At 46.7% G+C, this 25,819-nt stretch carries 27 protein-coding genes, 5 tRNA genes and 1 pseudogene; 14 read left to right on the top strand and 19 right to left on the bottom strand.

All coding sequences use genetic code 11. The annotated features are described in order from the left end of the window. Nucleotides 1-187: 187 nt before the first annotated feature. The 6 genes and pseudogenes from BLX24_RS25125 to BLX24_RS25145 all read right to left on the bottom strand — a co-directional run bounded on the left by BLX24_RS25125 (nucleotide 188) and on the right by BLX24_RS25145 (nucleotide 3,768). The gene (locus BLX24_RS25125) at nucleotides 188-1,063 is read right to left on the bottom strand and encodes a sce7726 family protein (protein WP_071505986.1); all 876 of its coding nucleotides are present in this window, start codon (nucleotides 1,061-1,063) and stop codon (nucleotides 188-190) included. A 174-nt stretch (nucleotides 1,064-1,237) separates the two neighbouring features. Next, nucleotides 1,238-1,415 (bottom strand): annotated as a pseudogene (locus tag BLX24_RS34185) (IS5 family transposase); the annotation flags it as partial. 474 nt (nucleotides 1,416-1,889) lie between these two features. Then, nucleotides 1,890-2,153 (bottom strand): hypothetical protein, encoded by a 264-nt coding sequence (locus BLX24_RS25130; protein WP_071505987.1) that lies wholly within the window; start codon nucleotides 2,151-2,153, stop codon nucleotides 1,890-1,892. A 302-nt stretch (nucleotides 2,154-2,455) separates the two neighbouring features. After that, nucleotides 2,456-2,752, bottom strand: a complete 297-nt coding sequence (locus tag BLX24_RS25135) for a helix-turn-helix domain-containing protein (protein ID WP_071505988.1) — start codon at nucleotides 2,750-2,752, stop codon at nucleotides 2,456-2,458. Between the two features lie 6 nt (nucleotides 2,753-2,758). Further along, nucleotides 2,759-3,061: a helix-turn-helix domain-containing protein gene (locus tag BLX24_RS25140; RefSeq protein WP_143092801.1), complete on the bottom strand. Its 303-nt coding sequence runs from the start codon at nucleotides 3,059-3,061 to the stop codon at nucleotides 2,759-2,761. A 389-nt stretch (nucleotides 3,062-3,450) separates the two neighbouring features. Then, nucleotides 3,451-3,768, bottom strand: coding sequence for a hypothetical protein (locus tag BLX24_RS25145; RefSeq protein WP_071505990.1), 318 nt, complete (start codon nucleotides 3,766-3,768; stop codon nucleotides 3,451-3,453). Between the two features lie 357 nt (nucleotides 3,769-4,125). On the opposite strand from BLX24_RS25145, the gene BLX24_RS25150 reads away from it, so the two are divergent. The 3 genes from BLX24_RS25150 to BLX24_RS25160 are packed head-to-tail and all read left to right on the top strand — an operon-like array spanning nucleotide 4,126 to nucleotide 5,181. Next, nucleotides 4,126-4,461 carry a hypothetical protein gene (locus BLX24_RS25150; protein ID WP_143092802.1) on the top strand — a complete coding sequence of 112 codons (336 nt, stop codon included), beginning with the start codon at nucleotides 4,126-4,128 and terminating at the stop codon, nucleotides 4,459-4,461. Further along, nucleotides 4,458-4,817 (top strand): hypothetical protein, encoded by a 360-nt coding sequence (locus BLX24_RS25155; RefSeq protein WP_071505992.1) that lies wholly within the window; start codon nucleotides 4,458-4,460, stop codon nucleotides 4,815-4,817. The genes BLX24_RS25150 and BLX24_RS25155 overlap by 4 nt, the downstream gene beginning before the upstream one ends. A gap of 25 nt (nucleotides 4,818-4,842) precedes the next feature. Then, nucleotides 4,843-5,181, top strand: coding sequence for a hypothetical protein (locus BLX24_RS25160; protein WP_177225919.1), 339 nt, complete (start codon nucleotides 4,843-4,845; stop codon nucleotides 5,179-5,181). A 119-nt stretch (nucleotides 5,182-5,300) separates the two neighbouring features. Here the strand turns inward: BLX24_RS25160 and BLX24_RS32830 are convergent, their stop codons facing one another. Further along, a complete protein-coding gene (locus BLX24_RS32830; RefSeq protein WP_177225920.1) occupies nucleotides 5,301-5,441 on the bottom strand; it encodes a hypothetical protein in 141 nt (46 codons plus the stop codon). A gap of 56 nt (nucleotides 5,442-5,497) precedes the next feature. Between BLX24_RS32830 and BLX24_RS25165 the strand changes: the two genes are divergently transcribed. Next, nucleotides 5,498-5,845 (top strand): S24/S26 family peptidase, encoded by a 348-nt coding sequence (locus BLX24_RS25165; RefSeq protein ID WP_071505994.1) that lies wholly within the window; start codon nucleotides 5,498-5,500, stop codon nucleotides 5,843-5,845. Between the two features lie 103 nt (nucleotides 5,846-5,948). Next, nucleotides 5,949-7,280 (top strand): tyrosine-type recombinase/integrase, encoded by a 1,332-nt coding sequence (locus tag BLX24_RS25170; protein ID WP_071505995.1) that lies wholly within the window; start codon nucleotides 5,949-5,951, stop codon nucleotides 7,278-7,280. Between the two features lie 160 nt (nucleotides 7,281-7,440). Here the strand turns inward: BLX24_RS25170 and BLX24_RS25175 are convergent, their stop codons facing one another. Further along, nucleotides 7,441-8,184: a hypothetical protein gene (locus tag BLX24_RS25175; protein WP_071505996.1), complete on the bottom strand. Its 744-nt coding sequence runs from the start codon at nucleotides 8,182-8,184 to the stop codon at nucleotides 7,441-7,443. Nucleotides 8,185-8,436: 252 nt separating this feature from the next. On the opposite strand from BLX24_RS25175, the gene BLX24_RS25180 reads away from it, so the two are divergent. The 5 genes from BLX24_RS25180 (at nucleotide 8,437) to BLX24_RS25200 (ending at nucleotide 12,539) form a co-directional block, all read left to right on the top strand. Then, nucleotides 8,437-9,492, top strand: a complete 1,056-nt coding sequence (locus tag BLX24_RS25180) for a helix-turn-helix domain-containing protein (protein WP_071505997.1) — start codon at nucleotides 8,437-8,439, stop codon at nucleotides 9,490-9,492. Nucleotide 9,493: 1 nt separating this feature from the next. After that, nucleotides 9,494-9,961, top strand: a complete 468-nt coding sequence (locus BLX24_RS25185; RefSeq protein ID WP_071505998.1) for a hypothetical protein — start codon at nucleotides 9,494-9,496, stop codon at nucleotides 9,959-9,961. Nucleotides 9,962-10,266: 305 nt separating this feature from the next. Further along, nucleotides 10,267-10,962: a multiubiquitin domain-containing protein gene (locus tag BLX24_RS31810; RefSeq protein ID WP_083422173.1), complete on the top strand. Its 696-nt coding sequence runs from the start codon at nucleotides 10,267-10,269 to the stop codon at nucleotides 10,960-10,962. Continuing rightward, the gene (locus BLX24_RS25195; RefSeq protein WP_071505999.1) at nucleotides 10,937-12,127 is read left to right on the top strand and encodes a ThiF family adenylyltransferase; all 1,191 of its coding nucleotides are present in this window, start codon (nucleotides 10,937-10,939) and stop codon (nucleotides 12,125-12,127) included. The genes BLX24_RS31810 and BLX24_RS25195 overlap by 26 nt, the downstream gene beginning before the upstream one ends. Continuing rightward, nucleotides 12,093-12,539 (top strand): ubiquitination-like system serine protease family protein, encoded by a 447-nt coding sequence (locus BLX24_RS25200; RefSeq protein WP_071506000.1) that lies wholly within the window; start codon nucleotides 12,093-12,095, stop codon nucleotides 12,537-12,539. The genes BLX24_RS25195 and BLX24_RS25200 overlap by 35 nt, the downstream gene beginning before the upstream one ends. Before the next feature lie 104 nt (nucleotides 12,540-12,643). On the opposite strand, the gene BLX24_RS32835 is transcribed toward BLX24_RS25200, so the two are convergent. The 6 genes from BLX24_RS32835 to BLX24_RS32285 all read right to left on the bottom strand — a co-directional run bounded on the left by BLX24_RS32835 (nucleotide 12,644) and on the right by BLX24_RS32285 (nucleotide 14,240). Beyond that, nucleotides 12,644-12,727, bottom strand: a tRNA-Tyr gene (locus BLX24_RS32835). Nucleotides 12,728-12,735: 8 nt separating this feature from the next. Then, nucleotides 12,736-12,812: transfer RNA gene (locus BLX24_RS25205), tRNA-Leu, on the bottom strand. A 229-nt stretch (nucleotides 12,813-13,041) separates the two neighbouring features. Next, a tRNA-Ser gene (locus BLX24_RS32840) sits at nucleotides 13,042-13,147 on the bottom strand. A 61-nt stretch (nucleotides 13,148-13,208) separates the two neighbouring features. Next, nucleotides 13,209-13,280: transfer RNA gene (locus BLX24_RS32845), tRNA-Cys, on the bottom strand. 262 nt (nucleotides 13,281-13,542) lie between these two features. After that, a complete protein-coding gene (locus BLX24_RS25210) occupies nucleotides 13,543-13,953 on the bottom strand; it encodes a PH domain-containing protein (RefSeq protein ID WP_071506001.1) in 411 nt (136 codons plus the stop codon). A gap of 26 nt (nucleotides 13,954-13,979) precedes the next feature. Beyond that, nucleotides 13,980-14,240, bottom strand: coding sequence for a hypothetical protein (locus BLX24_RS32285; RefSeq protein ID WP_143092803.1), 261 nt, complete (start codon nucleotides 14,238-14,240; stop codon nucleotides 13,980-13,982). A gap of 156 nt (nucleotides 14,241-14,396) precedes the next feature. On the opposite strand from BLX24_RS32285, the gene BLX24_RS25215 reads away from it, so the two are divergent. Further along, nucleotides 14,397-15,479, top strand: a complete 1,083-nt coding sequence (locus tag BLX24_RS25215) for a DNA/RNA non-specific endonuclease (protein ID WP_229201892.1) — start codon at nucleotides 14,397-14,399, stop codon at nucleotides 15,477-15,479. A gap of 869 nt (nucleotides 15,480-16,348) precedes the next feature. Here the strand turns inward: BLX24_RS25215 and BLX24_RS25220 are convergent. The 3 genes from BLX24_RS25220 to ubiE all read right to left on the bottom strand — a co-directional run bounded on the left by BLX24_RS25220 (nucleotide 16,349) and on the right by ubiE (nucleotide 17,997). Continuing rightward, nucleotides 16,349-16,423, bottom strand: a tRNA-Val gene (locus tag BLX24_RS25220). 168 nt (nucleotides 16,424-16,591) lie between these two features. Next, nucleotides 16,592-17,326 (bottom strand): type IX secretion/gliding motility protein PorT/SprT, encoded by a 735-nt coding sequence (gene porT, locus BLX24_RS25225; RefSeq protein WP_071506002.1) that lies wholly within the window; start codon nucleotides 17,324-17,326, stop codon nucleotides 16,592-16,594. Next, nucleotides 17,269-17,997: a bifunctional demethylmenaquinone methyltransferase/2-methoxy-6-polyprenyl-1,4-benzoquinol methylase UbiE gene (gene ubiE, locus BLX24_RS25230; protein WP_071506003.1), complete on the bottom strand. Its 729-nt coding sequence runs from the start codon at nucleotides 17,995-17,997 to the stop codon at nucleotides 17,269-17,271. Before ubiE ends, porT begins: the two co-directional genes overlap by 58 nt. A gap of 205 nt (nucleotides 17,998-18,202) precedes the next feature. Between ubiE and BLX24_RS25235 the strand changes: the two genes are divergently transcribed. Then, nucleotides 18,203-19,378, top strand: a complete 1,176-nt coding sequence (locus BLX24_RS25235; RefSeq protein ID WP_071506004.1) for a dipeptidase — start codon at nucleotides 18,203-18,205, stop codon at nucleotides 19,376-19,378. A 62-nt stretch (nucleotides 19,379-19,440) separates the two neighbouring features. Then, nucleotides 19,441-20,769, top strand: coding sequence for a Gfo/Idh/MocA family protein (locus tag BLX24_RS25240; RefSeq protein WP_071506005.1), 1,329 nt, complete (start codon nucleotides 19,441-19,443; stop codon nucleotides 20,767-20,769). Nucleotides 20,770-20,846: 77 nt separating this feature from the next. On the opposite strand, the gene BLX24_RS25245 is transcribed toward BLX24_RS25240, so the two are convergent. Then, nucleotides 20,847-23,240: a family 78 glycoside hydrolase catalytic domain gene (locus BLX24_RS25245; protein ID WP_071506006.1), complete on the bottom strand. Its 2,394-nt coding sequence runs from the start codon at nucleotides 23,238-23,240 to the stop codon at nucleotides 20,847-20,849. A 589-nt stretch (nucleotides 23,241-23,829) separates the two neighbouring features. Between BLX24_RS25245 and BLX24_RS25250 the strand changes: the two genes are divergently transcribed. Continuing rightward, nucleotides 23,830-24,672 carry a M12 family metallopeptidase gene (locus BLX24_RS25250; RefSeq protein WP_083422169.1) on the top strand — a complete coding sequence of 281 codons (843 nt, stop codon included), beginning with the start codon at nucleotides 23,830-23,832 and terminating at the stop codon, nucleotides 24,670-24,672. Nucleotides 24,673-24,767: 95 nt separating this feature from the next. Here BLX24_RS25250 and BLX24_RS25255 read toward each other — a convergent pair whose 3' ends face one another. Further along, on the bottom strand, nucleotides 24,768-25,793 hold the full coding sequence (locus tag BLX24_RS25255; protein ID WP_177225921.1) for a YpdA family putative bacillithiol disulfide reductase: 1,026 nt from the start codon (nucleotides 25,791-25,793) through the stop codon (nucleotides 24,768-24,770). Between the last annotated feature and the right edge of the window lie 26 nt (nucleotides 25,794-25,819).

Consider the following 25,819-nt stretch of genomic DNA (forward strand, 5'->3'; position numbering starts at 1 on the left):
TCGTGTCCGGATTTTTAGGACCATATCAATTGTCTTGAGCTAACCTTTTGAACCCATTAGCACTGGTTGATTTGACAGGCTCAATGATAGGGACAATTTTACTTGTACGAGCGAAAACAGGTGCTAATTCGTGTAGGGCAAGCAGCTCAAATTGTCGGCCGCGTAGATATGGAAAATACATAGTCTGTTATGTGTAAGGGTGTGACTGTAAGCTTTGGGCGAGTTTACAGCATTGAACTTTTGTTAAATTTCTTTCTAAGAACAGTATTTTTAAGCTATAATTTACAGATTCGATGAGATTTATTTGATATTGACATAGTTGCCTTGTTCGGAGGGCATTTATAAAATAGGTTTGTACTTGATCTGTACTTAGTTCCTTAAACAGGGACAGGCACTCTGTAAATATCTTAGTGTTAGGCACTTGTGGAGTGTAGCCAAAGTGAGTATTGACTATATCTATATATTCGTTTTTTCTGAGTGCCGAAAAAATGTTCTCAATGTTAAACCTATGGATATTGGAAATAGCATCTCGCTCCGTTTCGATATTGTTGTTGCCGCTCAGTACTAGTATTCCCACTGCATCATCAACGATACCTTTAATCTTTTCTATATTCCTTTCGTGAGTAACAACATAGACTTTGTCAAACATCGATTGGTATGATTGCAGTTGCACGGGAAGCCTCTCCAGATTATCTAACTCTGTTTTAATTTCATAAGCAGTAGTTGTACCATTTACAATTAACACGTCTAGCTGCGATTGTACAGCACTAAATTCAGTAAATAGCTTGGCTTCACTTATGTGATGTTTGTTTATAAGTAGCTCATTAGCAATTGTATTTTTGTATATGTATTCTGATCTATAGTTTTTAGCTAGGTGGTTATAGATTTCAGATAATATCTGTTCAAGTGTATATTCTGCGGTAAAATACTTTTCTAGCTGAGAGATTTTTAACAGTTCAATTAACTTACTGTTGAATGTACCGTCTAGGCAACTTTTTACAAAAGAAGCAGTATAAAGAGTAGAGAGGAAATAGTTATGGCGTGATTCAACAGTTAAACACATGGTCTTTTTTCATGCATTATTATTATAGTTATATCTTTGCTTTGTATAGTTATATTTTGGCGGGGTCTATAATCGTGAAATAACTACAAAATTAATTTAAGAACAATATAGGAAAAATAAAAAAAATTTATACTAATGAAAGCTTTTAGAATGTGTTTGGGAATTTCTTACGCCTTATAAATCAATGCGTTGTAGCATAATTTGAATATTAACCAGCGTCAACCAATTCACTGAAGACGATACAGTATGTTCATAATCCTTGACCGTTCTTCTGAAATAATTCGTCCAGGCAATTGCCCTTTCCACTACCGCACGGGCGGCCCCGCCATCGCTTAGCCACAGGAACAAATCCCCCAACGTCTTATACACCCTTTCGGGAGTAAAGCCTTCCTAATCGAAGAAGTGGTCTATTGATACATACTGTCGCTTGTTGAGTCCGTAAGCCACGATACCGAGTCCTTCGACCGCTTGCCCTGAAAAAGCTTATACAAGTCTTCAACGAATAGGGAAATTGGTAATGGCATAATGTTTTGAATGGTAAGATGACGATGGACTGTACTCAAAAAATAACTGTTTTCGCCGATACACTTTTAAGCGTCCGAAAATGGCCGTTATGGCCTGAAAACGGGCCTTTGTCTGCATATACTTTTTTCGGTACACTTTCCGTAAGCTCAGACCGAGAAGGCATGTGCTTGTGGTCAGGGCCATAAGCATCGGATCAAAAGGATGATAGGGGGGGGTGAATACCCGTTCAGATAGTATGGGCAATGTTGGTAAAACGGGATAGGGAGATCCACTTTATCTTCATCATACACTCTTTGGCCTTCTATTTGTCTTCCAGATCAGCATTTTTCTGAAAGTACTTCATAACCAACGCCCCTGCCGATCCGGATGCGGCAAGCTTTAGCATGCTATCAATTTTCTCAAGCTGCACATCCGAAAGCCAAACACAGCTCGCAGGCAGAACAATAGACAGAAAACGGACAAAGGCAAAAATGGCACTAAGTCCGGAAAGCAAATACAATCCCCATACCATCAGGGAATTAAGTGTATTTTTAAGGGTCTGTTTTCTGGTGTGTTGATTATACATCGGGTAAATCAATTGGCAGTATGGTCCTGTTTTTTAGGCGCTTTAAGTGATTGTCGGGCTGCTTTTTTCTGTTGAATACCCTGCGATAAGTGGCCATAAACATTGACTCTGATGTTTGTGGCCGTAAACCTATCACCTGATATTGGAAGAAAAATGGTATCATGGCAGTAGCTTAACAGAACAGACTTAAAACGACTCTAACGGATTTGATACTAAGTTGATACCGGAACCAGTGAGACCAAAAAAGCCCGCAAATCATTTATTTACAGTCCATTACTTCCAATTTTAGCGGTCCGGACGGATCACAATCTGGCCTCAACCCTACCCTTCCGAAGGAAATCATCCAGATCCGAGCGCAGGATCCTGACAAATACATCATTATCCTTATGCCCCGTTTTAATGCGCGTTGCTGCTATCCAGCCTCTGTTTACGTAGTTCTTTACCGTCGACACTGATACGGACAGATATTTTGCAGCATCCTCATACGTCATCGGGCGGTCCTCCTCCATCTTCGTCCTCAGAAGCTGTAACATGGTTGACGTACCTTCAAGGGTTATGATAAGCTTCTTTAGAATGGCTTCATCGATGGCAATCAGCATGGTTAGTCATAGTTTATGCATATTTACGCTACCCTTTTTAAGCCAAGCATCTATATCGCCTTTAATGTACCAGATCTCTGCTTCTTTTCGAATATGAGGCATATTCTTAGCCTCACGACAATAACGGATTGATCTTGGTGTTTTTTTTAGGTGCCTGCAAGCATCTTCCTCTGACATGAGCGTCTTAGCGTCCATTTCCTCACGAAGTTGCTTTTCTCTGTTCCGTGCATGGCGCAACTCAATGGTTGCTTCATGTAACATGCTTTGGTACTCATTGAAGAGATCGGATAACACTTTGAATGTATCCATGGCTTCTCTGGCTTTAACCGGCCACATATCATATTGGCGGCACTAACTATGCCAGAATCTTTTATGAGGCGGGGAGTAGGATATAACTAGGAAGATCAGCCATTTTCGGCCGTTTATGTTGTTTTCAGACAAAACGGCCGAAATATTGATGTAATTTCAGTTATACAACTGAATATCAACTGAATTGATATTCACATTCATTAGCCAGATTATCATCCTCAACGGTCTGTTTTAAGCCAAAGCTGATATCGGTGAGACCGAGGGCACGTATTTAGGGGTGTCGTGGATACCGACACCATATATATCCGAAGCGAGTATGCTTCGAATAATAAGTGATTTGAATCAGAGTGTGACAATCTGCCTATTCATATAAACTGTATTCAAAGTCGCTAGCCACCCAGCTCCTCTATTCTTTTATCGAAGGACCTTATCACTTCATCACGGAGTTCTTTCAGGCGTTCTATTGTTACAACCGAGTCTATCTTTTCTCCGGTACCCGTTCCCGTTAATACATGCCATGCATCAAGGTCCGGATAAGCCTGCCAGATAGCGGCAAATTTGTCGACACCCATTGCTTTTACCCTGCCATACAAGATTTGCTGAAGCGTATCGTACTGTATACCCGTATCCCTTGACGCCTGGGCAATTGTAATCCGGTTTTTGAGCATGTAAGCGTAGAGTCGTTCAGCAATTGTTGAGGCAGCCATCAGTGTTTTAATTTTATAACACAAATGTATAAAACCTATGATTATATACAGTACAAATACCTATAATACACCGTATTTATACTAAAAATAAACAGCTATTCCATTTGTAGATTACTGTTTATTTACCGTAATTTGTTCAAATATTAAGCAGAAAAGGTATATAGTACTGTAGAGTTGCCTACCGAATGGTATGCTTAAAATGCAAACAAAACCCCGTACTGAGCAAGTTTGGCGACTGGCAGTACGGGGCCTGAGCTAACAATAAACTTTTCAGTTCCAATGTCAACAAGTCAAAACTACTTGGGGAAAGGGGGAAATGCAACCTTTTCCGGCCAAAAGGCCACAAAAGCCCGTTCAATGAATCCAAATCAGGATGAACGGCATGATCCGGCAACTGCTACATTGCCGCCCAGGCTACGCAGCTTAGAAGTCAACATCACCTTCTCTTTACAGGCCGATACACATGGTTCTTCTGAATTCAGTGTACTAAATGAAGCACTGGGCCACTATTCCAGCCACTTGGTTGATCTGATCATAACAAATGCAGAACGCGGTAATAAAGAGTACGTCCGGCAGCTGCGATCGCAATATGACCAGCTGGATGGCATACTTTCTGAGCTGATGTTTACGCTTTGTAATGACGAAAACGAGCGGGTAGCCCGGTTTAATCAGAAAGGAGGGTTAGCACGATGAATATCGATCTGAGTGTACGAACCGGCAACCAATTTCACCAGCTGTACTTTGCCCTAGTAGAACAACGGCAGGCTATGCTACGTGAAGCAGTGAAGCAATTAGGGCCTTACGATGATTGCCTTGAGCAGTTTGCCACATATATACAGGATGTCGAAGTAATTGATGATCTATTGAACAACATGGTCACCGCACTAAACTTCGCAGTTTCAAATGAGCAAAAAGGAGGTGATGGATTTAATGCTAATGATTGCCAAATGAACGAATGGTCTGCGCTCGTGAGTGAGGTTAAAGGTAACTTCAGCCAAACCAGCCAGCCGGCCTCAGCCATGCAGAAAGGAGGGCAGAAAAGTGAATAATGCTAAGTTTACCGGCTGGTTTGATATGGAGATCGACTGCCGCCCTGGCCAAACCCCGAATGGTAAATCTCAGGCCATGATTTTACTCAATGCTCTGTTTAACTACCGTGATCAGTTACTGGCTGCGATCGAAAATAAGCTGACATTCTGTGCGAATCCGGATGATGATACCGATGAGAAGCCATCGGTGTTTCTGAAAGCGATTGAGCAGCTTAACCCTCTTAAGGAAAGCCTGCATGAGCATGAGGGGATCGGTGAGAAGCTGGCAGAATTAAGCTGGATCAACGCACAAATCAACTTTGTGACTGACCAAATGTATTGGGAGCTCAAAGCTGCCTTAGAAAAGAAAGGAGGGCAGGATTAATGTGCACCAACGTTGCTACCATAAAGTTTACTCTGCCTTCTGATACACTGGCGCCACGGATTCCCAAAGGAGCTGAGCTACGCGGCCTGCCACTGGCTCTATCTACTTTGAGGAACAGCTTAACCCCTCGCCGGATCTACATCATAAAGGAAACCTCGGGAAATTACTGCATTGGCCGGCTCACGCATATAACGGCCGATGGCATAGAAATCACTCCCGATAATCCGGAGCTCAAAGCCGCCGGCTGCCGCCTGTTTCATTGGGATCAGCTATCGGAAGTATACCTGGTTAAATCCGGATCCTGGGAGTTGTAACCATGGCAGAAAAGCAAGAAATCCGAAAGCCGGTGGCCAATTTAGTCACCCGCTTCCGGGAGCCATATTCCGTACAGATTGAAATTGTCGACGAGAGCATGGTTCCGGATTTTCCGGTTGGCAGTATCGTTTACTGCTCCCCTATTAACCCTCATCGATTGAAAGAAGGGAAAGCATACGTCTTTGAAACCATGCACGGATTCCGGCTGGCGACATATGAATACCAGCATAAACGACTGATCCACCTCTCCTGCCTTAACAAAGCATACAGTTTTATAGAACCAATCCGAAGAGATCAGATGCTGAGGGTTTATAAGGTTGATCTTGTTGCCAGCAGAATGGAATATTAGGTTTTCGTGAGTAGCATTAGTTGTTACTCACGAATTCACATAATAGCGGATATAGAATCGCTGGTGAGTAGCTCCGGCCAGCTTATTAGTTGAAGGAAACAACATGAACAATATCACATACCGCTTTGAATTAGCCAGCCGTCCCAACCGTGACGGGCTCCATGTTATTTACCTGCGGATTACAGCAAACCGGAAGCATAAGCGTATCAAAACGCCGGTGGCTGTCAAAACCGCTGACTTCAATCCGTTCCCAAAGATAGTACCAAATCGCACACCGCAATGGATAAAAGGCGTGGGCCCGGCTGTTACGCAACAGAACGAACTGTTATACGGCGTCTGGAATAATGCCGTAAAGCAGCATGCTGAACTGGTAAAGGCAGGCGGAACGGAGACTGCTGAAACATTGGTAAACCATATCAAGCAGCCACCGTCGACGATCACTGTGGGCGTGTTTGCGGATCAGTTTTTAGAACTGGTGCAGCGCCACAGCATCGGGTATGAGAAGCAGGTCAAATCCAAGGTGAAGGCATTTGTGGCATGGATCGGACGAGAGGCACCCCTGAAAAATATCAGCCTGGATTTGTTACAGCGCTATGAGCTTTACCTGAACCAACAGGGGGTAAGCAAGACCAATCAGCATTATCACTTTTCCCGTATCAAGCGCATGACCAATGAGGCCATCCGTCTTGAGCTTCTGGAAAAGGATCCTTTTCTGCACTTTGAAATGCCGCCGGATAAGCCACAGCCAAGGCTGAAGCTGACGGATGCCCAGATACAGGCGATCGAGAATCTGGATCTGGGGAAAGGCCGGAAACGAACGGATGCAAAGGGGAGGAAATATGAACTGGGAGAATGGGTACCAGTTGCCAGGTCATTGTACCTGTTCAGCTTTTACAATGGGGGGATCCGTGCTTCGGATATTATCCAGCTGAGGTACTGTAACATTGTCGACGGCCGCTGTGAATACCAGATGAATAAGACCAGCAAGCTAATGTCATCAAAGCTGTCAGCAAAGTCAAAAGAGATCCTGAAACAGTTTCACCGTTCCGGAGCGCCGGCTTATGGCTTTCTGTTCGCCCTGCTGAGCGATGAGGCACCCTATGCCAAACAGGTGACCTATGATGAAAAGAAGCGCATGCCACGGGCAATACAGGTGCAGCTGGATAATGACGTGAGCAGCATTCTGGTCATGATCAACAGGGCCCTGAAAGACATAGCGAAACTCGCCGGCATTGAAGAGCGGCTTACCTTCCATACGGCCCGTCACAGTTTTGCCGATAAAGCCAGACGTAAGATGAAGGAGTCGAAGAACGTGAGCATCGATGATATCCGGAATGCCCTGGGCCATACACGTCTGGACACAACTCAACGGTACCTCAACAGCTTTGACAGGGAAGGCCTTGACAGTGCCATGGATGCCATCTTTGATGACTAACCCTTAACCCTGAGTCTAGCACGTTACTGTGTTTAGATACGTTTGGTCGTCAATTCTATACAGCAGATATAGACTGAAACTACCCCGACCAAAGGCCAATATATATTTGTTCAGTTCTGGAAATAGGTAGATTCGGCAAATATTATCTTCAATCAGTCAGTTAAAACAGGTAATGACCACAGCCACAATCCCGAATAAAAACTTTGGTTTTCTTATTATCATGAGTCCAGTATTTAGAACCAGGTTGAACATATACAAGATTCATAAGGTCATTCCAGTCATTTGAGGTCATCTTTAGGCTAGGCTGAATAGACAGCTGCCTCAGCCATTCATCAAAAGTGTTGACAAACAGCTCAAATTTGCCCCAATCAATATTATTACTGCCCATAAGTTGGTTTAGAACATTTACAGTAACCTCCTTATGCTGTACTCTTACCAGTGGATCATTCATTCTCTTTTTGTGAATAGCCTTTACCAATATTTGCTCCCGATGTTTTTCGACCATTTCCATAAATGGAATAACTGCTTTAGCTAATTCATCTGTATAACGCGAATATTCTGTACGAGTAACCTCAGACACTTGAAATTCTTCAGTATTTATCACTTCATCTAATTTCCTGTTCATCTGATCCCATCCTGGAATGCAGGATTTAAGATTGGAGAGCATTTTTATATACTCAACCGGCCATTCCCCAAAGTATTTCCTAGGGTATTGTTTAAAGGCTTTTACAGCATTACGAAATTTATTGTAATCCTTTAAGATATTGGGTGTACAACAAAACTCATATCCATTTATATAGGTGCCGATTAACTGCTCATCCTTTACGGATTCAGGTAATATCCTGCCATCCGACAGCATATACCAGATATTTATATCACAGATTATTGGTGTATTGGTGCTCATCACTGTTATTAGTCTTTAATCAAGTCGACTAAACTTCAACTTGATTGAATAATTATAAGCAAAGTTATGTCAAAAGTCAAAACAACGCTATTATCTGTAACATGTATACATCCTAAAAAATAACCCAAGAACTTATTAAAAAGAAAAGTTACTGATAATCAATCTATTAAAAAACATAAAACAAAAAAATCCCTTTTAGCTTGTGTATACAATATTATTTTTTTAATTTTGTATACATCAAACAAAGGCGATATGTTAAATACATTAGCAACCAATATTACCCGTGCTAGACAGCAGCTGGGGTTGACAATGGAGGAACTGGCGACGAAGGTGGGAATATCTAAGCAAGCAATAAGCCATTATGAAAATGGAGTGAGGCACCCTGATAGCACTACACTTTCATCTATTGCTAAAGTATTAGATAAAACTATAGATTACTTTTTCACTGCTCATAAGGTATCATTCCAGCTTAATAACGTAAACTATCGGGAAGGAATGGCTTTATCATTGCATCAGCGAGCTACAGTTGAGGAATTGGCAAATAACGCTCTGTCAGGATATATGGAGCTCGAAGCTCTTGCTAAAGAGAACAAGCCTTTCGAGAATCCTTTGAAAGATACTGCCCCTATTCAAACAGAACGCGATGCCGAAAAGGCCGCCACACTGCTTCGTAAACGATGGAAACTCGGCGAAGGGCCACTACACAATCTGGTCGATACGCTTGAAAAGAAAGGAGTTCGTATTATAAAAGTGAAATTTGGCTATCTCTACACTCACGAAGGTCTTTCTGGCTGGGCTGATGATAATAAATTCCCCGTTATCGTCCTCAACGACCGACCTCAGGACGTTTGTCGGGTCCGTTTCACCTTGCTGCATGAATTGGGCCATCTGCTTCTGATAATGGCCGAAGGGCTAACAATTGACATGGTAGAAAAGCTTTGTAATGTGTTTGCTGGCGAGATACTATTACCTAACGACATCTTGGTTGCTGAGTTTGGCCGTAACCGTACTGCTATTTCAATGATCGAACTTCTACGGATTAAGCAGCTCTACGGCATTTCGGTTCATGCTATTATGGTGGGCGCCCGACGAGCAAACCTAATTACCTTTGAAGCCTATCAAAGGTGGAAGGCCAGTGATCAGGATTATGAGTCCGGTTATTACTTGGGCGAAGAAGAACCGCAGCGTTTTCTACAAATGCTATACCGCTGCTTAAGTGAAAATAAAATTGGCTTTGATAAGGCAGCTCAATTAGCTGGTCGTAGTGAAGCCGAATTCCGCAACATTTACATTCAAAAACTAGTGTGAGATGAAGACTTTAGTAGTAACTGAGGTTGATTTACCGGTCAAGCTGCAGCGCTTTGGCATTCTTTCTTTTTTGAATACTAAGAGTGTCCAGTTTTATATCCCAGACTGGTGTTACGAGGCACAAAAAAATCGCAGCGATCTATCAAATGCTGATCTTTCTCTGGCAAAGCGGATGGTAGATGAGGGAAGTCTAAAGGTGGTTTCGCTGAGTAGCGAGCAAGTAGCCAATGTGATGAGATTAATGGCTGAGCAATGTTCTATTTTCTGCGTCCATTCGGTTGTGGCTGTGGTGTTTGCTAAAACGATGGGGTACACGCTCGTTAGTGAGAATCAGTTACTTCGGGTGGTTGCATTCCAGCAATTAGGGGTGTCGATTTCCCAGTACGAAAGTGTTGCGGCTGGGCTATTACAAGAAATCATTAGTCAAGGCATTAATCTTAAAATTGAACTCCTTCACGAGTTGGTTTAAAAAAAAATAACCAGGCGGAGACCACCCGGCTTGGAAAATTACCGAAGAAACGCGGAGCTTAGCGAGCTTCCCGGTAACAGAGAAATTGGACACTTCAAAGTTACTATCTTCCTTGATAAAATCCAAGTTTAGCTGTGGCTTAAACTATTGAACGGCCCTTTATCCGTTTGGTAGTGCCTGCATTGTTTCACTAACGTAAGTTGACGCTAAAAGAAAATTTGTAGCAATGGCTACGTGCCATTATCGACACCAGGTACTGCCTGGTGCGACAGTAGTTTCTTTATTCAACTTAAATGTTTACGACAATGTCGCAGACTAACAATGCCTTGGCTCAGCGTGAGCCGCAAGCGCCTTTTTTAGAATACATCGTTGAAGGAAAGCCCTTTACCACAAAAGAGCAGTACGTAACAGGCCGCCAGATTAAAATCGGAGCCGGTATTCCCATCGACACCGAACTCTTTCTTTCGGTAGCAAAGCCGTGGGTCGATGAGCCGATCGAAAACGATACCCGTGTGAATCTGGCAAGACCAGAAATCGAATATTTCTACGTCAAAAAGAAGCTGGAGTTGGCAATCAATGGGGTGGACTACCGTTGGTTCAAACAGTATATCTCGCTCGACGAGCTGAAGGAACTGGGCCAGATTGACGAGGAGGATGAAGTGTACCTGAAGATTGCCCCCCCGTTTGAAGACGAGTTAATCCGCCAGGGCGTGATTGTGAACCTTGCTCGCCCTAGTAAGGAAGAATTCTACGCTAAAGGACCGGCTCAGTATACGTTGATCGTGAACGCAACGCCCAAGCATTGGACGCAGAAAACGATTTCGTACGAACAGGTGATCGTGCTGGCCTTCGGGGCTTACACTCCTTCGGATGAGAAAGAGTATACGGTAGCATTCTCGAAAGGTCCAAAGCAAAACCCGAAGGGAACAATGGATGTCGGTAGCGTGGTAAAGGTTAAAAACGAAATGCAGTTCAATGCAAGCGCAACTGATAAGTCGTAGCCCAGACCTAAAGCGTCTCCGTGACGAGGGATATGAGATTGAGGTAAAAGGACCGTATTTGCTCGTACACCACATTCCCTACTTGAACGCGAACCAAGACCTCTGTTACGGAACGCTGGTAAGTTCACTTGACCTTAGCGGTTCAACGACCACACGGCCAAGTTACCACGTCATCTACTTTGCAGGCGAGTACCCGCATCGTGCCAACGGAAGTCGAATTACGGGAATCGAACACCAACAGTGCTTGCAAGAACTCTACCAAGGGGTAATTGTGCAGTACGCATTCTCTAACAAGCCGGCAGAGGGGTACGTCGACTACTACCAGAAGGTGTCGCGGTATGCCGATATAATTTCGGCCCCTGCTAAGGCGAAGTTCCCTGAAGCAACTGAGAAGACGCATAGAGTTGTAGCGACTGATGATGAAGATTCGCCCTTTCAGTATTTGGATACCAACTCGGGTCGAGCGAATATTTGCCAGTTAACGGCTAGATTTGAAGGCATGAAGATTGCGATTGTTGGTTTAGGCGGCACCGGGGCTTATGTTCTGGACCAGGTAGCCAAGACTCCAGTGGCTCAAATTCACCTGTTTGACGGTGACGTCCTGCACACCCATAATGCCTTTCGATCGCCTGGGGCAATATCCCTAGAAGAGTTGAGCGTAGAACCGATGAAGGTAGTGTATTACCGTGAGGTATACTCGAAGATGCACAAAGGCATTGTAGCTCACACAGCTTACGTTACGGCCGAAAATCTTGACGCGCTTGACGCCATGGATTTTGTGTTCATCTGTCTGGATCGTAATGACGCTCGTGGGCTAATTGCCAGCCATATTCGGCAGCGAGGCCAATCGTTTATTGATGTTGGTCTTGGGGTTAACCTGGTAGATGGGAAGCTAACAGGAATGGTGCGGGTGACAGCATCTACACCGGTTCAGAATGACCATCTGCATAAGCGTCTGCCTGTCGGAGAGCAGGGGAAAAACGAGTACGACGCCAACATTCAGATTGCTGATTTAAATGCGCTAAATGCACAATTTGCAGTGCTTAGGTGGAAAAAGCTTTGCGGCTTTTACCATGATCTGGAAAGTGAGCACAATGTACTGTACTCAATCAACAATTCGGAACTATACAATGAAGACCAAGTCCCTGCGGCACAGCTTCGTTAAGTATATTCCCGAAACGCTGGAAGACGGAGTGCTTTATATCTCCATTGACTATTGTACAGCCGCACATAAATGCGTGTGCGGCTGTGGCAATAAAGTCATTACGCCAATAACGCCTACTGATTGGGAACTTACTTTTAATGGGGAAGCTATTACACTAAGTCCATCTATCGGCAATTGGAGTTTCGACTGTCAATCACATTATTGGGTAAAGAATAGTGAGATACAATGGGCTGGAAAATGGTCTCGATATGAAATTGATGAAGGACGTCGAAATGATCAAATTAAAAAGCAGATACACTTCAGTAAAGTGGATAATTTAGCAGATGTCTCTGCCGAAAATGAAAAGAACATAACTAGGCAAGGCCACAGTCAAGGCTTCTGGCGAAAGCTCTTTCAAAGATTTGGGTTTTAAATTGAGCAGGGGTCACTGTACAAGAGCAATCGGTATTATCACACTTTTGTATACAAAGTCAGGGGGATTACAACTGAAAATTGCAATCCCCCTGCTTTACTTTGTGGGTGTGACAGGATTCGAACCTGCTAAGTCCGTAGACTCCAGATTTACAGTCTGGCCCAACCCTCCTGCGTTGGCGCACACCCGAACTAAGTGGTAACCCTGGTCAGATTCGAACTGACACTATCCAGATCCTAAATCTGGTGCCTCTTCCGGTTGGGCTACAGGGCTATAAAAAAGACTCTCAGCAATACCGAAAGTCCTTTATAATTCCCGCTAAAGAGTATTAATTAAAGACTTTCACCGTCTGAATTTCTTCAGTACGAGGTAATAATTCAGATGATATTTGTCAATATTCTTCATACTATTCAAGCCAGTTATTTTATTCAATTCTCCAGAAATAGTACATAGTTTTCCCGGCTCATATTCCGGGAAATATGTAATTATATTTTAATAAAAGCGGAGGTAGCAGGATCGCACGGGCGACCCCGTCGAACCTACAAGGGCCTTTCGCCCATGGCAGTTTTCAAGACTGCTGCCTTACCCGTTAGGCAGGCTATATCTCCGTATTCTATTCGTGCCGATCCGATAAGGCAGCAAATAACTACCTTAAAGTCAACACATAAGAGTCCCGTCGGGGAGTCGAACCCCGCCATACCTGTTTTGCAGACAGGCCCCAAACCGCATGAGTTACGGGACATTCAGGCAATAAAAAAGGGCCTCCCGGATGTACCAAGAGGCCCTTTTAATGAAATAAGTTTTCTATATACTTATTGCACATAAGCCCCTTGTCCTGCCTGTCAGCAGCGAACACGAATAGAGACAATATGTGCAGAGTGTTTTCATGCCGCAAATGTAAATCTAATTATAAATCACTTCCAAATATTTTCTGAAAATTTCCGGAAATATATTTTAAATAATTTGAAGATATTAATTACCTGTTTTGTTATTGGCTAACCCATCAGCCTTTTAGCTTTATCTCAATAGCCGGATTCACCTTCAGCAGTTCGCGGATAAAGCCAGCCTTGTCTTTGGGAGAGACCAGTACAAAATCGAACCGGTTGTAACGGATCTCAAGCCGGTCCAGCGACGTGGCCGGAGCTCCCAGCGGATTTCGGGTCTGCGTGACACTGCGGATTGATCCGATGTCGATGGTCTGATTAATAAAGAAGCTGCATTTTACCCGCAGTACGCTTCCCTCCAGCTGATACCAGGTTGTCAGAAACATATGGACGATAAATGCCGATACGGCTATAATTACAGCAATACCGCTCCAGTTACGGTCATAGGCAAACGAGATCAGCATCCCGCCGTTGATCAACGCCAGCGGAATGACTAATTCAGGACCTGGTTTTGAATAGAATCGTATCATATCATAATGTTTGGTTATACAGAGTGTTAATAACATATCCGGCAGGGTAAATAGCCGGATCCTGCAGCCTGCGCACGGGATACCCTGCTAACAGCCGACCGGCACCGGTTGAGGCCATGGCACATGTGGCCGTGATAAGCATACGCACTCCGGCTTTCACAGATCAGTACATAGCTTACGGCAGGCTCGGCCCGCTTAGGCTTTTTCCGGTGAAAGCGCCCGGAAGGGGCCTGAGTCGACAGGACCAGCAGCGGGCTTAACAGCAAGGCAAGGAGTGTGGCTCTCATACAGCAGGTTTAGTTGAGGTGTCAGGGTAGACTATCCCTCAAATATAATGTCTTACACAGGTAACTTTATTAATGTTTATTGGTATTTAGTGCTACTTGTTCTTTATTTGTTACAAATAAGCCATATTCATAAACAACTAGTTACCCTGCCATTTGATGAAACAACTGTTCCTCTGCCTTTTCCTGTTGATTTCGTTCTCCGTCCGCGCTCAGATTACCCTCACTACGCTTAAAACCGGCAATTGGAATGACCCTGCCGTCTGGTCCTGCGGCCGCATGCCGATGGCCGCTGATGCCGTGCAGCTGCTGCACACAATCACTATCCCGGCCGGCGTAACGGCAACCGCCTATACGCTCAGCTACGGTACCGGTAGCCGGCTCCTGTTTGCCGGTAGTGCTTCAGCACTTGTCTTTGCGCCGGCCAATCCGGCTATTGCGGCCATTATCCCCACGCGCGACGATCATCTGGCCATGGGTAACCCGTCGGCGGCCGTCAGCAGCACGCAGAGCGAGAATAATTACCTTATCCGCCGGCCGACCTACGCCGTCTCCTACAACCGTGCACGGGCAACGGCTAACTGGGCGTCGTGGCACCTGTCATCAGCTTGGAAAGGAGGTGTAGTCCGTTACTCCGGAAACTTCATTACCGATACCTCGCTGCCGTCAGGTTGGTATCAGGTCCGTCACTCCGATTATACGAATTCTGGTTTTGACCGCGGACACCTCTGCCCCTCCGACGACCGTGACAGTACGGTTGAAGAAAACCGAAGCACCTTCCTGTTGACCAACATCGTGCCCCAGTCGCCGGTCCACAATCAGCAGGCATGGCGGCTGCTGGAAGATTACTGCCGTGATCTGGTAGAGCAGGGTAACGAGCTTTACATTACGGCCGGTGTTTCGGGTACGGGCGGCATCGGCGCCAACGGCGCGGCCACTACCGTTGGATCAGGCAGGGTCACAGTTCCGGAAGTACTCTGGAAAGTGATACTGGTGTTGCCCGTGGGTCAGGATGATGTTTGCAGGGTTAATACAGCCACTCGGGTTATTGCGGTCTGGATGCCGAATCAGCAGGCAGTTGGCTCACAGCCATGGACGAATTTCCGCACGTCGGTCGATGCCATTGAGAATGCAACAGGCCTTGACTTTTTCAGCAACCTATCTCAGCCGGTACAGGCAGTCATAGAAAGTACGGTCGACATGCAGAAAGTGGCGGAGGTGTTCCTGTATCCGGCGTTCTGAAAAAATGAAATAGTTAAGGGATTCCTTACGCAAAAGAACAATCACCCCCTAGGGGTATAAAAAAACGGCATAGCACAGGGGGCAGAAGGTGTATCAGCCCCGTTCAGGCCGGTAATACATGACATACCGTATTGCCTGATTGAAGCTTCGGGGACTGTCCATATCGTAAAAAATTACAGTCAATGCCGGTTTTTCTCAGCAAAAAGACTATTTAACTGTAAACGAGCAGTTTATCGGTACAGAAAGGTGCAAAAAGCATATGTCTCTATAGAGCGATACAAAATCAGGCTTTTCGCTTGGCTTCAAATAACTTACTAAAAAAGGTAAGACCAGAAAATACAGTGATGGCAGGACGATTCTTCCGAATAAAACGGAACCGAGGCTATTTGATTAATCCGTTAGGCGGATTCGTTCGAAAAGGTTGCCACTTCACCTGCTTACAATGAGGTCTTCCTATATCCGGCGCTTAAAAGGTGCTAAAGAAGGTGCTAAGGTGTTTTTAGCACCTTTATGTCATAAATAGCGAACGGAGAGATTAAAGGCAAAACGAAGGTGCTAACTGCTAAAACCTATATAGGGGGCTTAGCAGTTAGCACCTTTATCATCCATGACTGCTTGCACACACATAAAAGCCATTCCAACTTGTAACAATATTTAAGTTAGCACCTTCACTTAGCAGGGTTTTAAAGTCAAAAAATTGATTATTTCCATATCACATGTACAGTCAGTCACAAAGCTAATGTTGACAAAAGCTAACACATAAGTCATTTTTCGCAGCAAAGGATAGCATTAGAGTTTTGTACACCAAAATGTACACCAAACGAAAAAGGGGTTACAGTTTTTAGCTGTAACCCCTTGATTTTCACTTGTGGGAGTTGAGGGATTCGAACCCCCGACCCTCTGCTTGTAAGGCAGATGCTCTGAACCAACTGAGCTAAACTCCCTTTTTTGTCCCGTCCCGTTGTCGTCGTTTGGGAATGCAAATATAGGGGGTGAAATGGCCGTTTTGCAAGTCTTTGCTTAAAAAAAAATCAATTATTTTTCCTCAAACCAAACAAGCCGCTCATGTTCAAATGGTTATATGCGAAAAAAAATTTTCACATTTACCCACCTTATTCAAAGTTGATGTAAATCGTGACACCGTGGGTTGTCAGTTTACGGATACCCAGAGAGGCCGTATTGTTCGTCGGACGGAACATGTTCGGGATACCGTGCGAAAAACGAATCTCCGGCGAGAACTTGAAGTACTCAAAAAACTGCTCAAACCCGATACCATACTCTACCGTAAAGTCGGTGGTATTGGTGCTGAGCCGTGTTGACCCGAAGGCTTCTTTTTTCCGCACGTTGGTTTCGATCGCAAACGAACCGCCCGCCAGCAGATACATCCGCGTGTTGTTGCGGCGCTGTGACTTGTACTTGATCAGCAACGGAATATCAAGCCATGCCGACTCCCGGGTCTCCGAACGGGACGTCCCTCCGGGGTAATCGTACTTTACTTCCCGGCTGTAGAGCGAAATCGATGGCGTCGTCCGGATATCAAAGGCATCCGTCAGATAAGCATTCGTCACGAAACCGACCCGGAACGATGTCTTGTTGGGCGAATAAATCCGGCTGGCCGAGTCGGCCGTTACAAAGGCATTGCTGTATTTAATGTTGAACCGCGTAACGGGAGCCGCGAAGAAAAAGCCATAATGAATGATTTTGTCGTCGTAATGCTCCAGATGCTTACGTGTATATGCATATCCCTGCGCATGCAGGTCTGTGCTCAGCACAAGAGCAAACAGGGCTCCTAAGAGGATTTTTGTCCGATGTAAATAGAGGCGATGCCGAACGTAAGAGGTATCCATTTTGTGTTTGTAAACCCGGCTGCTTTAAAAATGCCCAGAAAATCGGGGCCATCAGGAAACGCCTGTACCGATTCCGGCAGATAGCTGTATGCCGATGAATCTTTACTGATCATTCGCCCGATGAGCGGCAGAATCGTATTTGAATAAAAGCCGTATAACTGTTTGAACGGAAACGAACGGGGCTTTGAAAACTCCAGCACGACACACACACCACCCGGCCGCGTTACCCGATGCATATCCGTCAGGCCTTTCAACAGATTTTCGAAATTCCGTACCCCAAAAGAAACGATGACAGCATCGAATACATTGTCTTCAAACAATAATCGTTCGGAATCGCCCATCCGCATTTCGATGATGCTGTCGACGCCGCGTTTCTTCATTTTTTCCCGGCCTACGGCCAGCATCCCCTCCGAAATGTCGACACCAACGATTTTTTCGGGTTTCAGCGCCAGCGCTTCCAGCGCAAAATCACCGGTTCCGGTGGCAATGTCGAGGATTTTTTTCGGAGCAAACGGCCGTAAATAGCGGATCGCCTTTTTACGCCAGTAGATATCGACACCCGCACTAAGCACGTGGTTCAGCAAATCGTATTTCGGCGAAATGTTATCAAACATTTCTGCTACCTGCTCCCGTTTCGAAGTAGCTTTATCTTTATAGGGTACAACAGACATAATACATTGATGAATTAGCGATTGAGTGATTGCGCGAACGGCACTATTCACACAATCACTCAATCGCTCAATCGCTAATTGTTAGCAAAGTTACGACGATAACCGTGCGTTTCAGCATAAAGTTTTGGGGTTGCTTCCGGATTGCTTAGATTTCTGTTTCAAAGCCGGAAGCCCGTATTTTCTCAACAACTTAACCCGACGTGTCATGAACCCGTTTTTGCTTTCTTCGCTCCTGCTGTTTTCGTTTTCGCCGCCGAAAAAAGTGCAGAAACTTCATCAGCGCATCCTGACCCTGGATACGCATGCCGATGCCCCCATCAACATGATGAAACCAGGCTTCGACGTCGGGAAAGCCCATGATGTGAAAGCCGACGGCACCCAGATCGACTTTCCGCGCATGAAGCGCGGCGGCATGGATGCTATGTTTTTTGCCGTTTATCTGGCGCAGGGGCCACGAACGCCTGAAGGTCATGCCAGGGCAAAAGCCGATGCGCTGGCTATTTTTGACCGCATCCACAGCGCCCTGAAACAGTATCCGGAGCTGGCCGAGCTGGCAACGACGCCCGCCGATGCCTACCGTCTCGAAAAAGCCGGCAAACGGGCGGTATTCATCGGCATGGAAAACGGTTATCCGGTGGGTCAGGACCTGTCGCTGCTGAAAACCTATTACGATCTCGGTTGCCGCTACATTACCCTCTCCCACTTTGCCAACAACGTTATTTGTGACTCCGCTACCGACCCCGACGGGCCGTTGCACAACGGATTAAGCGCATTCGGCAAAGAAGTTGTCCGCGAAATGAACCGGTTGGGTATCCTTATTGATGTATCACACATTTCCGATAAATCCTTTTACGATGTACTGGCCCTGTCGAAAGCACCGGTGATTGCTTCTCACTCAAACGTGCGTGCGCTCTGCGACTTTCCCCGCAACATGACCGACGATATGATTAAGGCACTGGCGGCAAAAGGCGGAGTGATCCAGATGAATTTTGTGAGTGATTACCTGCGGAAGCCTTCCGAAGCTCACCGGCAGGCGCTTACCAAAATCCGGATGGCCAACGTAGGCCGGATCGATGCACCGGCACTGGAAGCCTGGCAGAAAGCCCGGACCGATTCGGTAAAAAAAGTCTATGCCCATGAGCGCGCTACCCTGAAAGACCTCGTTAATCACATCGACTATGTGGTTAAGCTGGCGGGAATCGACCATGTCGGGATCGGCAGCGACTTCGACGGCGGAGGCGGGGTTGTCGGTATGGAAGATGTCAGCGAAATAGAAAACCTGACAGCCGAGCTCGTCAGCCGTGGGTATTCCGAAAAAGACATTGCCAAAATCTGGGGCGGAAACCTGCTGCGCGTGCTGGGACAGGCGAAGAAAGAATAACCACCGGCCTGGCAGTAGCCGGATTTCCGTCTGAACTTTTACAACTGACGTCGAACTTACCTATGAACCGTTCCGAATTTCTGAAAACCTCGATTATTGCCGCCGGCAGTACGCTCGTTGGGGGCACCTTGTCGGCAGCACCCGGCATCATTACGCCATTTATTACCCGCCGGCCGCTTGCCAAATTCCGCACGGCCCTGATCGGCACCGGCTGGTGGGGCACCAATATTCTTCGCTGCGCCTTACAGGCCGGTGAATCAACCCTGGTTGCCCTCTGCGATGTCGACCAGCGGCAGCTAAAGAAATGCAGCGAAGAGGTGACCAAACTGACCAGTGATAAGCCAAAGCTCTACCGCGACTTCCGGGAGTTGCTGAATACCGAAAAACCGGATATTGTCATCGTTGCCACGCCCGACCACTGGCACCCGCTTATTGCCATTGCAGCTATGCAGGTGGGCGCTCACGTGTACGTAGAAAAACCCATTGGCCACACCATCAACGAAGGCAAAGCGATGGTAGCAACCGCCCGGAAATACGACCGGATTTGTCAGGTCGGCACGCACCGCCGCGTATCACCGCATAACGTGTCGGGAATGGAATTTTTACGGTCCGGCAAGGCCGGTAAAATCGGTATGGTCCGGGCATTCGTCCATTATGGTGGCGGCCCCGGCCAGCTGACGCCCGACGAAGAAATCCCGGAGGGCCTCGACTGGAACATGTGGTGCGGCCCTGCCCCGCTGCGCAACTACAACCGTACGATCACCCCGCGCGGCTTCCGCAATTACCTCGACTATGCCAACGGTACCCTCGGCGACTGGGGCATTCACTGGATGGATCAGATTCTGTGGTGGACCGAAGAAAAACACCCGCGCAAGGTATTTTCGGGCGGTGGCCGCGCTATCCGCCGCGACAATACCGACGCTCCCGATCATCAGATTGCTACCTTTGAGTTTGAAAGTTTTACGGCCGTGTGGGAACACCGCCAGTTTGCCGGTAACAATGCCGAGAAAACGCATCCGCAACAGGCTGTTGGCGCTTATTTCTACGGCACAGAGGGAACCTTTCATCAAGGCTGGCTCGACGGCTGGACCTTTTACCCTGTTGATCCGAAAAAACCGATTATTCATCAGGATGCCAAACTCGACAAACCCGACGACCAGAACATTGCTTTATTGTGGGCAAACTTTCTGGAATCGATTAAAAGTAACCAAAAACCGGTGTCGGACATCGAAACCGGCCACCGTTCAACTAATATGGCCTTGTTGGGCATGTTGTCGCTGAAGCTGGGGCGGAGTATCGACTGGGATGGTAACCAGATCCCGAATGACCCCGAGGCCAACAAACTCCTCAGCCGCGCCTATCGCGGCGAATGGCAGTATCCGACGGTTTGATGTACGAATGACGAGGTACGAATTACGATTTTAGCAGCCGCCCCGGCAATCGTAATTCGTACCTCGTCATTCGTACATTATTTCTTTTCTATCGGTACAGCCACCGTCTGCGTACCGGCTTTAAGCGCGATCATTTTACCTTTCCAGCGCAGGGTACCGGTCACGCCCTGCGGCAGGCTAACGGTACCTTTCAGGCCGCCTGCCGCCGTTTTTTCAAAGCGTACGGCGATGTCGCCGGCGGGATGCGGCATCTTCCCTTCCGCAAACTGTAAGTTGTTCAGGTATGGCTCAATACGAACCGAGCGGAAACCCGGCTCTGCGGGATTGATTCCACAGACGGTCGACAAAAACTCATACAACGGCGAAGCACTCCAGGCGTGGCAATCCGACCGGGTTGGTTCCGGGTTTTCAGCAAACGTCGTCAGGCCCATGCTCAGCATTTCCCGCCATGGCTTCAGTTGCGCCAGATACTGGTCGCCCATCCCCGTTTTTTTTATGGCCTGAAAAAGATAGAACTTAAAGTAAAACGTAGCCTGGATCAGGCTTTGATCGGTCATGACCTTCTGCAACAGCGCGGTTTGCTGCGCTACCGGAACAGCGTCGGTCAATATGGCCAGGATATTCGCATGCTGGCTAAAGCTTTTCTTTTCGGGCGTATCCGCCAGGAGCCCCCGGGTAGCATCCCAGCAGGTTTCGCGCACGGCCTTTTTCATCTGCGCGGCCAACGCCCGGTAGTGAGCCGCCTTATCGTTCTGCCCATAATGGGCGAATACTTCAGCGGCCCGCAGGAGTGTGTACGCCTGTTGCAGGGTCAGAATGCCTGACCCGCCGGCCTTAGCCCCCGCCGGTACACCGCCAGCCACCTCGCCTTTCGCTTCCCATTTCGACCAGTCAACGAAGTTCCACCACTCAAGCGGGCCGTTCAGGTAATTTTTGGCTAAACGGTCTTCGTGCCATGCCAGCACACCGGCCATTCCAGGCAACAGGTTTTTGATAAACGCATCGTCCTGGCGATGCATCCAGTAATCGTGCACCATGCAAACCCAGAACAGCGAAAAGGTAGGAATAACCTGAAAATCAGCCGATGGATAACGGCTCTGGGTTAGCCCGTCACTGAACCGGCTGTGGTCGTAATCGGTGATGGCTTTACGCATCAGCCGGTCGTCACCGGCGATGTAAAGCGAAAGCATCGCCTGAATGCGCGTATCGCCGGTATACTGTAGCTGTTCGTAATACGGGCAGTCGTAGTAAGTTTCACCGGCACACAGCCGGGCGGTCCGCCAGCCGACGTTCCAGATATTTTTCAGGGTTGTATCACTGCTGGCAAAGGAGGCTTTTTCTTCGAACGGGTAGGCCGTAAAGCGCCCGACCAGGTCGTCAAGCACCAAGGGTTCGTCTTTGGCATCGACCGTGATCTGCAGATACCGGTAGGTGCGGAACCAGAGCGGCCGGAAGGTGTGCTTACTGCCACCATCGGCAATAAACTGATCCTCGAAGCCAATCAATTTCCGGCCGTCAATGTCATTGCGGTTGCCTTTCTGCCGGTTGTCATTCATCATTGCTTCGGCATATCCCAGGGTAATGACCGCGCCTTTCCCCTTGCTAACCGTTAACTCCGGATAGGCGTTGGTCAGATACCCCTGGTCCAGCAGAAAAACGGCTTTTGTGTTAGCGGGAACAGTTACCGATTCTTTGCCTTGCAGGAAATCAACCCGCATACGGCCGTTTTCGGCCCGGCGTACGCTTGTCAGCCGCTGCGGTATATCGTCCATAAACGGAATAGTCCGCGGTACCAGTTGCCAGTTACCGTCCGTGCCCATGCCTCTGGGTTTGGCCACAAACCACAACGGTTTAGCTTCGGCCCATGCCTGATCGTTGTAGCCCGGCTGCTCCCAACCCCACGGATACTGCTCACCAGATACCCGGTCACCATCACCGGCAACGATATAGGTCCGGAGTTTGGCAATATCATTTTTAACCGGCGAATAGGCCGTGTTCTGAATGACTTTCCAGGATTTGTCGGTATTAACTATTTTTTCGGCATCGGTATCGCCCTGCAAAATAAATCCGGTCTGAAAGGTTACCTGAGCATACGGAATGCCTTCGCCCATATTCCAGACCAGAGCAGCCAGTGTATTGGAACCTGCTTTCAGGAAGGGCGCCAGATCAATAGTTTCGTAGTACCAGTTCTGTAAATCACTGCGGGCAGGCCCCAGCAAGACCGGATTTCCATTAACAAACAGGCGGTACCGGTTATCCGCTGACACATGAACCACAAACCGGCCGGGCTTGTCAGGCAGTTCTACCGTTTTCCGGAAGTGGTATATTCCATACGATTTTGCCGGTGCTGTCGGGTGGGCAATCCACTTTGCGGTCCAGTAGTTAGACTGCCAGTAGCTGTCAGGTAGTTTGGTTTGCCCAAATGTTACCTGATACAAAAAATAAATAACAAAAAAAATGTTACGTTTCATATGTCAGACGTATTAATGTATAAATTAGTTGTTACAGTTTTTTTCTATTTCAGATAACTTTAAATATATTTTCAGGCCATATCAAGCCACCTGACGCCGTAACTAAATAGTAACATTTGATTAAGTAAATATTTGATCTGGTTATCTTATGGTCAAACAAAACAGTACGATCATCGATTTACAGAGACGGTATATTACTTCTTCCACACCTCACCAAAGCACGAAATAAGCGGATTCTCCACACTTAATAGCTTATGTTGGCTTGCTTTTTCAGTAGCGAACGAATGCCTCTGAAAAAGAGAACATGACACATGAAACATTATTAAATAATGACAAAAGGAGCGTTTGATAATTCTTGCGTTTTTTAATGTCAGGTATAAATCTGATTTACAAGATTTATCGTAAAAGCATTTGCAACGGAACCAAATTCAACACGTATGAAAAACATGATTCAAGTAAACTCAAAAGACAGAAGTAACACTACGGTATCCATGACAGAAGGGCCGTTTGATAATTCGTAAATCTTTTGTTGTCCTTTTGCCGTTTTTAGTACAAACGTTTATGTAACAATCCCTAATCACGCACAATTATGAAAAAACTACTAGTCTTCGCGGGCTTATCGGCTACTATTGCCTTTACTACAAGCTGCACAAACGAAAATGCGCTGAGTCCGATTAGTAATTTCACTCCTCAAACAGTTGCCGAAAGTGCCTATCCGGGCCAGACAGGCGAAATCAGAAAAGCTTACTTTAAAAATGCTCCGATTAACTATCAGGTTATTAACGGAGAGTCCGTTTTCCAGAATGACATTATTTTACATGATCACGAGTTATCCGGCGAACCGGTAGCCAGCGAAGGTACGGGCCGGACACGTTCTACGGCAAAATGGCCGAACAAAATCGTTTATTATGTTATTGACCCTAACCTACCCAACCCGCAGCGGGTTTATGATGCCATGGCACACTGGGAGGCTAACACGTCAATCCGGTTTGTAGCCCGCACCACGCAGCGCGGGTATGTTCTGTTCCGAAATGGTAGCGGTTGCTCCGCAAACGTAGGCTATTCAGGCTCCCTGCAATACGTTAACCTGGGCGGGGGGTGCAGTGTCGGAAATACGATTCATGAGATCGGCCACGTCGTAGGCCTGTGGCATGAGCATACACGGGTCGATCGCAACAATCATATCACCATCAACTACGGAAACATTGCACCGGGTACGGAATATAACTTTGATACTTACGCGGCCCAGGGGTATGATGGATTTGACTACGGCAATACCATCGATCTGAATTCGGTTATGATGTATGGCCCTTATGATTTCAGCAAAAACGGGCTGCCAACGATTACCCGGAAGGATGGTTCGTTATTTTCCATCCAGCGTAACGGTTTATCACCGCTCGACATTGCTACCGTTCAGGCAATGTATCCGTAGTGCGGCATGTAACGGTTAACTGGTTTTCCGTGCAAATAAAAACGTCTCCGGCAGCATTGCTGCCGGAGACGTTTTTATTATAACCGGTCAGTTGTCTAAATCCGGTCAATTAATTCTTTCACCTTATGAATTTCGCGACCGGCAATGTGGTCGATAATCGCTTGAGCGTGCTCGCGGCCATTTTCGATAAATACCTTTTCGGTATAAATCCCCGCCATAACGGTTCCGCACACGTATAAACCCGGCACCGTGCTCTCAAACGTTGTTTTATCATACGCCGGAATCTGCGTGACCGGATCCAGTTCCAGACCACACCGGCGCAAAAAATCCGCATCGGGGGTATAGCCGGTCAGAATCAGGACAAAATCTGCCGGTAAGCCTTGTTCTTCTCCGGTTTGCGTATTCCGGACATAAACGCGTCCTTCTTCGATACGGGTCAGGCAGGCGTTGAAGGCTGTATGAATTTTTCCTTCTTTCACCCGGTTTTTTACGTCCGGAATAAGCCAGTATTTTACGGTTGGCTTAAAATCCTCTCCCCGGTGTATGACCGTCACGTGCACATCATGCCGGTATAGCTCCAGAGCGGCTTCAACTGCCGAGTTAGCGGCACCGATAATGACTACATTAGTAAACGAATAGCGGAATGGTTCGTCGTAATAATGCGAGACATGAGCCAGATCTTCCCCCGGAACACCAAGCCACCGTGGCCGGTCAAAGTAACCCGTTGCCAGAATCACCTTTTTTGCCTGATATACGGTTCCACTTATAGTTTCGACAGAAAACAGATTATCATTCTTTTTCACAACCTGCTGTACTTCCTGAAACAGCTTAAAGTTCAGCTTGTAATAGGCCGCTACTTTCCGGTAATACTGTAAAGCTTCGTTGCGGTTGGCTTTAACGCCGGAAATCGGGAACGGAATCCCGCCGATTTCTATGTTTTCGGCCGTCGAAAAAAAACGCATCATCTTAGGATACCGGCGGATTGACTCCGTCAGACTGCCCTTTTCCAGGATCAGATGCGAAAGTCCGCTCTTCGCTGCTTCAATACCGGCAGCCAGTCCGCATGGTCCTCCCCCAACAATCAGTACATCATACATTTGCGTGCCGTTCAGGTCTGCCATATCGTATAAATCAGGAATATTCTTTC

Source organism: Arsenicibacter rosenii, assembly GCF_001870735.1.
Taxonomy (GTDB): domain Bacteria; phylum Bacteroidota; class Bacteroidia; order Cytophagales; family Spirosomataceae; genus Arsenicibacter; species Arsenicibacter rosenii.

Coding starts and splice junctions, on each gene's coding strand:
- BLX24_RS32830 (WP_177225920.1), bottom strand. CDS start 5,441: ATGAAACAGGCGGCAGCCGGCGGCTTTGAGCTCCGGATTATCGGGAGT.
- BLX24_RS25150 (WP_143092802.1), top strand. CDS start 4,126: ATGAATCCAAATCAGGATGAACGGCATGATCCGGCAACTGCTACATTG.
- BLX24_RS25255 (WP_177225921.1), bottom strand. CDS start 25,793: ATGGCAGACCTGAACGGCACGCAAATGTATGATGTACTGATTGTTGGG.
- ubiE (WP_071506003.1), bottom strand. CDS start 17,997: ATGTCTGTTGTACCCTATAAAGATAAAGCTACTTCGAAACGGGAGCAG.
- BLX24_RS25130 (WP_071505987.1), bottom strand. CDS start 2,153: ATGTATAATCAACACACCAGAAAACAGACCCTTAAAAATACACTTAAT.
- BLX24_RS25235 (WP_071506004.1), top strand. CDS start 18,203: ATGAACCCGTTTTTGCTTTCTTCGCTCCTGCTGTTTTCGTTTTCGCCG.
- BLX24_RS25170 (WP_071505995.1), top strand. CDS start 5,949: ATGAACAATATCACATACCGCTTTGAATTAGCCAGCCGTCCCAACCGT.
- BLX24_RS25250 (WP_083422169.1), top strand. CDS start 23,830: ATGAAAAAACTACTAGTCTTCGCGGGCTTATCGGCTACTATTGCCTTT.
- BLX24_RS25210 (WP_071506001.1), bottom strand. CDS start 13,953: ATGATACGATTCTATTCAAAACCAGGTCCTGAATTAGTCATTCCGCTG.
- BLX24_RS25185 (WP_071505998.1), top strand. CDS start 9,494: ATGAAGACTTTAGTAGTAACTGAGGTTGATTTACCGGTCAAGCTGCAG.
- BLX24_RS25200 (WP_071506000.1), top strand. CDS start 12,093: ATGAAGACCAAGTCCCTGCGGCACAGCTTCGTTAAGTATATTCCCGAA.
- BLX24_RS25145 (WP_071505990.1), bottom strand. CDS start 3,768: ATGGCTGCCTCAACAATTGCTGAACGACTCTACGCTTACATGCTCAAA.
- BLX24_RS25125 (WP_071505986.1), bottom strand. CDS start 1,063: ATGTGTTTAACTGTTGAATCACGCCATAACTATTTCCTCTCTACTCTT.
- BLX24_RS25135 (WP_071505988.1), bottom strand. CDS start 2,752: ATGCTGATTGCCATCGATGAAGCCATTCTAAAGAAGCTTATCATAACC.
- BLX24_RS25180 (WP_071505997.1), top strand. CDS start 8,437: ATGTTAAATACATTAGCAACCAATATTACCCGTGCTAGACAGCAGCTG.
- BLX24_RS25175 (WP_071505996.1), bottom strand. CDS start 8,184: ATGAGCACCAATACACCAATAATCTGTGATATAAATATCTGGTATATG.
- BLX24_RS25215 (WP_229201892.1), top strand. CDS start 14,397: ATGAAACAACTGTTCCTCTGCCTTTTCCTGTTGATTTCGTTCTCCGTC.
- BLX24_RS25240 (WP_071506005.1), top strand. CDS start 19,441: ATGAACCGTTCCGAATTTCTGAAAACCTCGATTATTGCCGCCGGCAGT.
- BLX24_RS25245 (WP_071506006.1), bottom strand. CDS start 23,240: ATGAAACGTAACATTTTTTTTGTTATTTATTTTTTGTATCAGGTAACA.
- BLX24_RS25140 (WP_143092801.1), bottom strand. CDS start 3,061: ATGGATACATTCAAAGTGTTATCCGATCTCTTCAATGAGTACCAAAGC.
- BLX24_RS25165 (WP_071505994.1), top strand. CDS start 5,498: ATGGCAGAAAAGCAAGAAATCCGAAAGCCGGTGGCCAATTTAGTCACC.
- porT (WP_071506002.1), bottom strand. CDS start 17,326: ATGGATACCTCTTACGTTCGGCATCGCCTCTATTTACATCGGACAAAA.
- BLX24_RS25195 (WP_071505999.1), top strand. CDS start 10,937: ATGCAAGCGCAACTGATAAGTCGTAGCCCAGACCTAAAGCGTCTCCGT.
- BLX24_RS31810 (WP_083422173.1), top strand. CDS start 10,267: ATGTCGCAGACTAACAATGCCTTGGCTCAGCGTGAGCCGCAAGCGCCT.
- BLX24_RS25155 (WP_071505992.1), top strand. CDS start 4,458: ATGAATATCGATCTGAGTGTACGAACCGGCAACCAATTTCACCAGCTG.
- BLX24_RS32285 (WP_143092803.1), bottom strand. CDS start 14,240: ATGAGAGCCACACTCCTTGCCTTGCTGTTAAGCCCGCTGCTGGTCCTG.
- BLX24_RS25160 (WP_177225919.1), top strand. CDS start 4,843: ATGGAGATCGACTGCCGCCCTGGCCAAACCCCGAATGGTAAATCTCAG.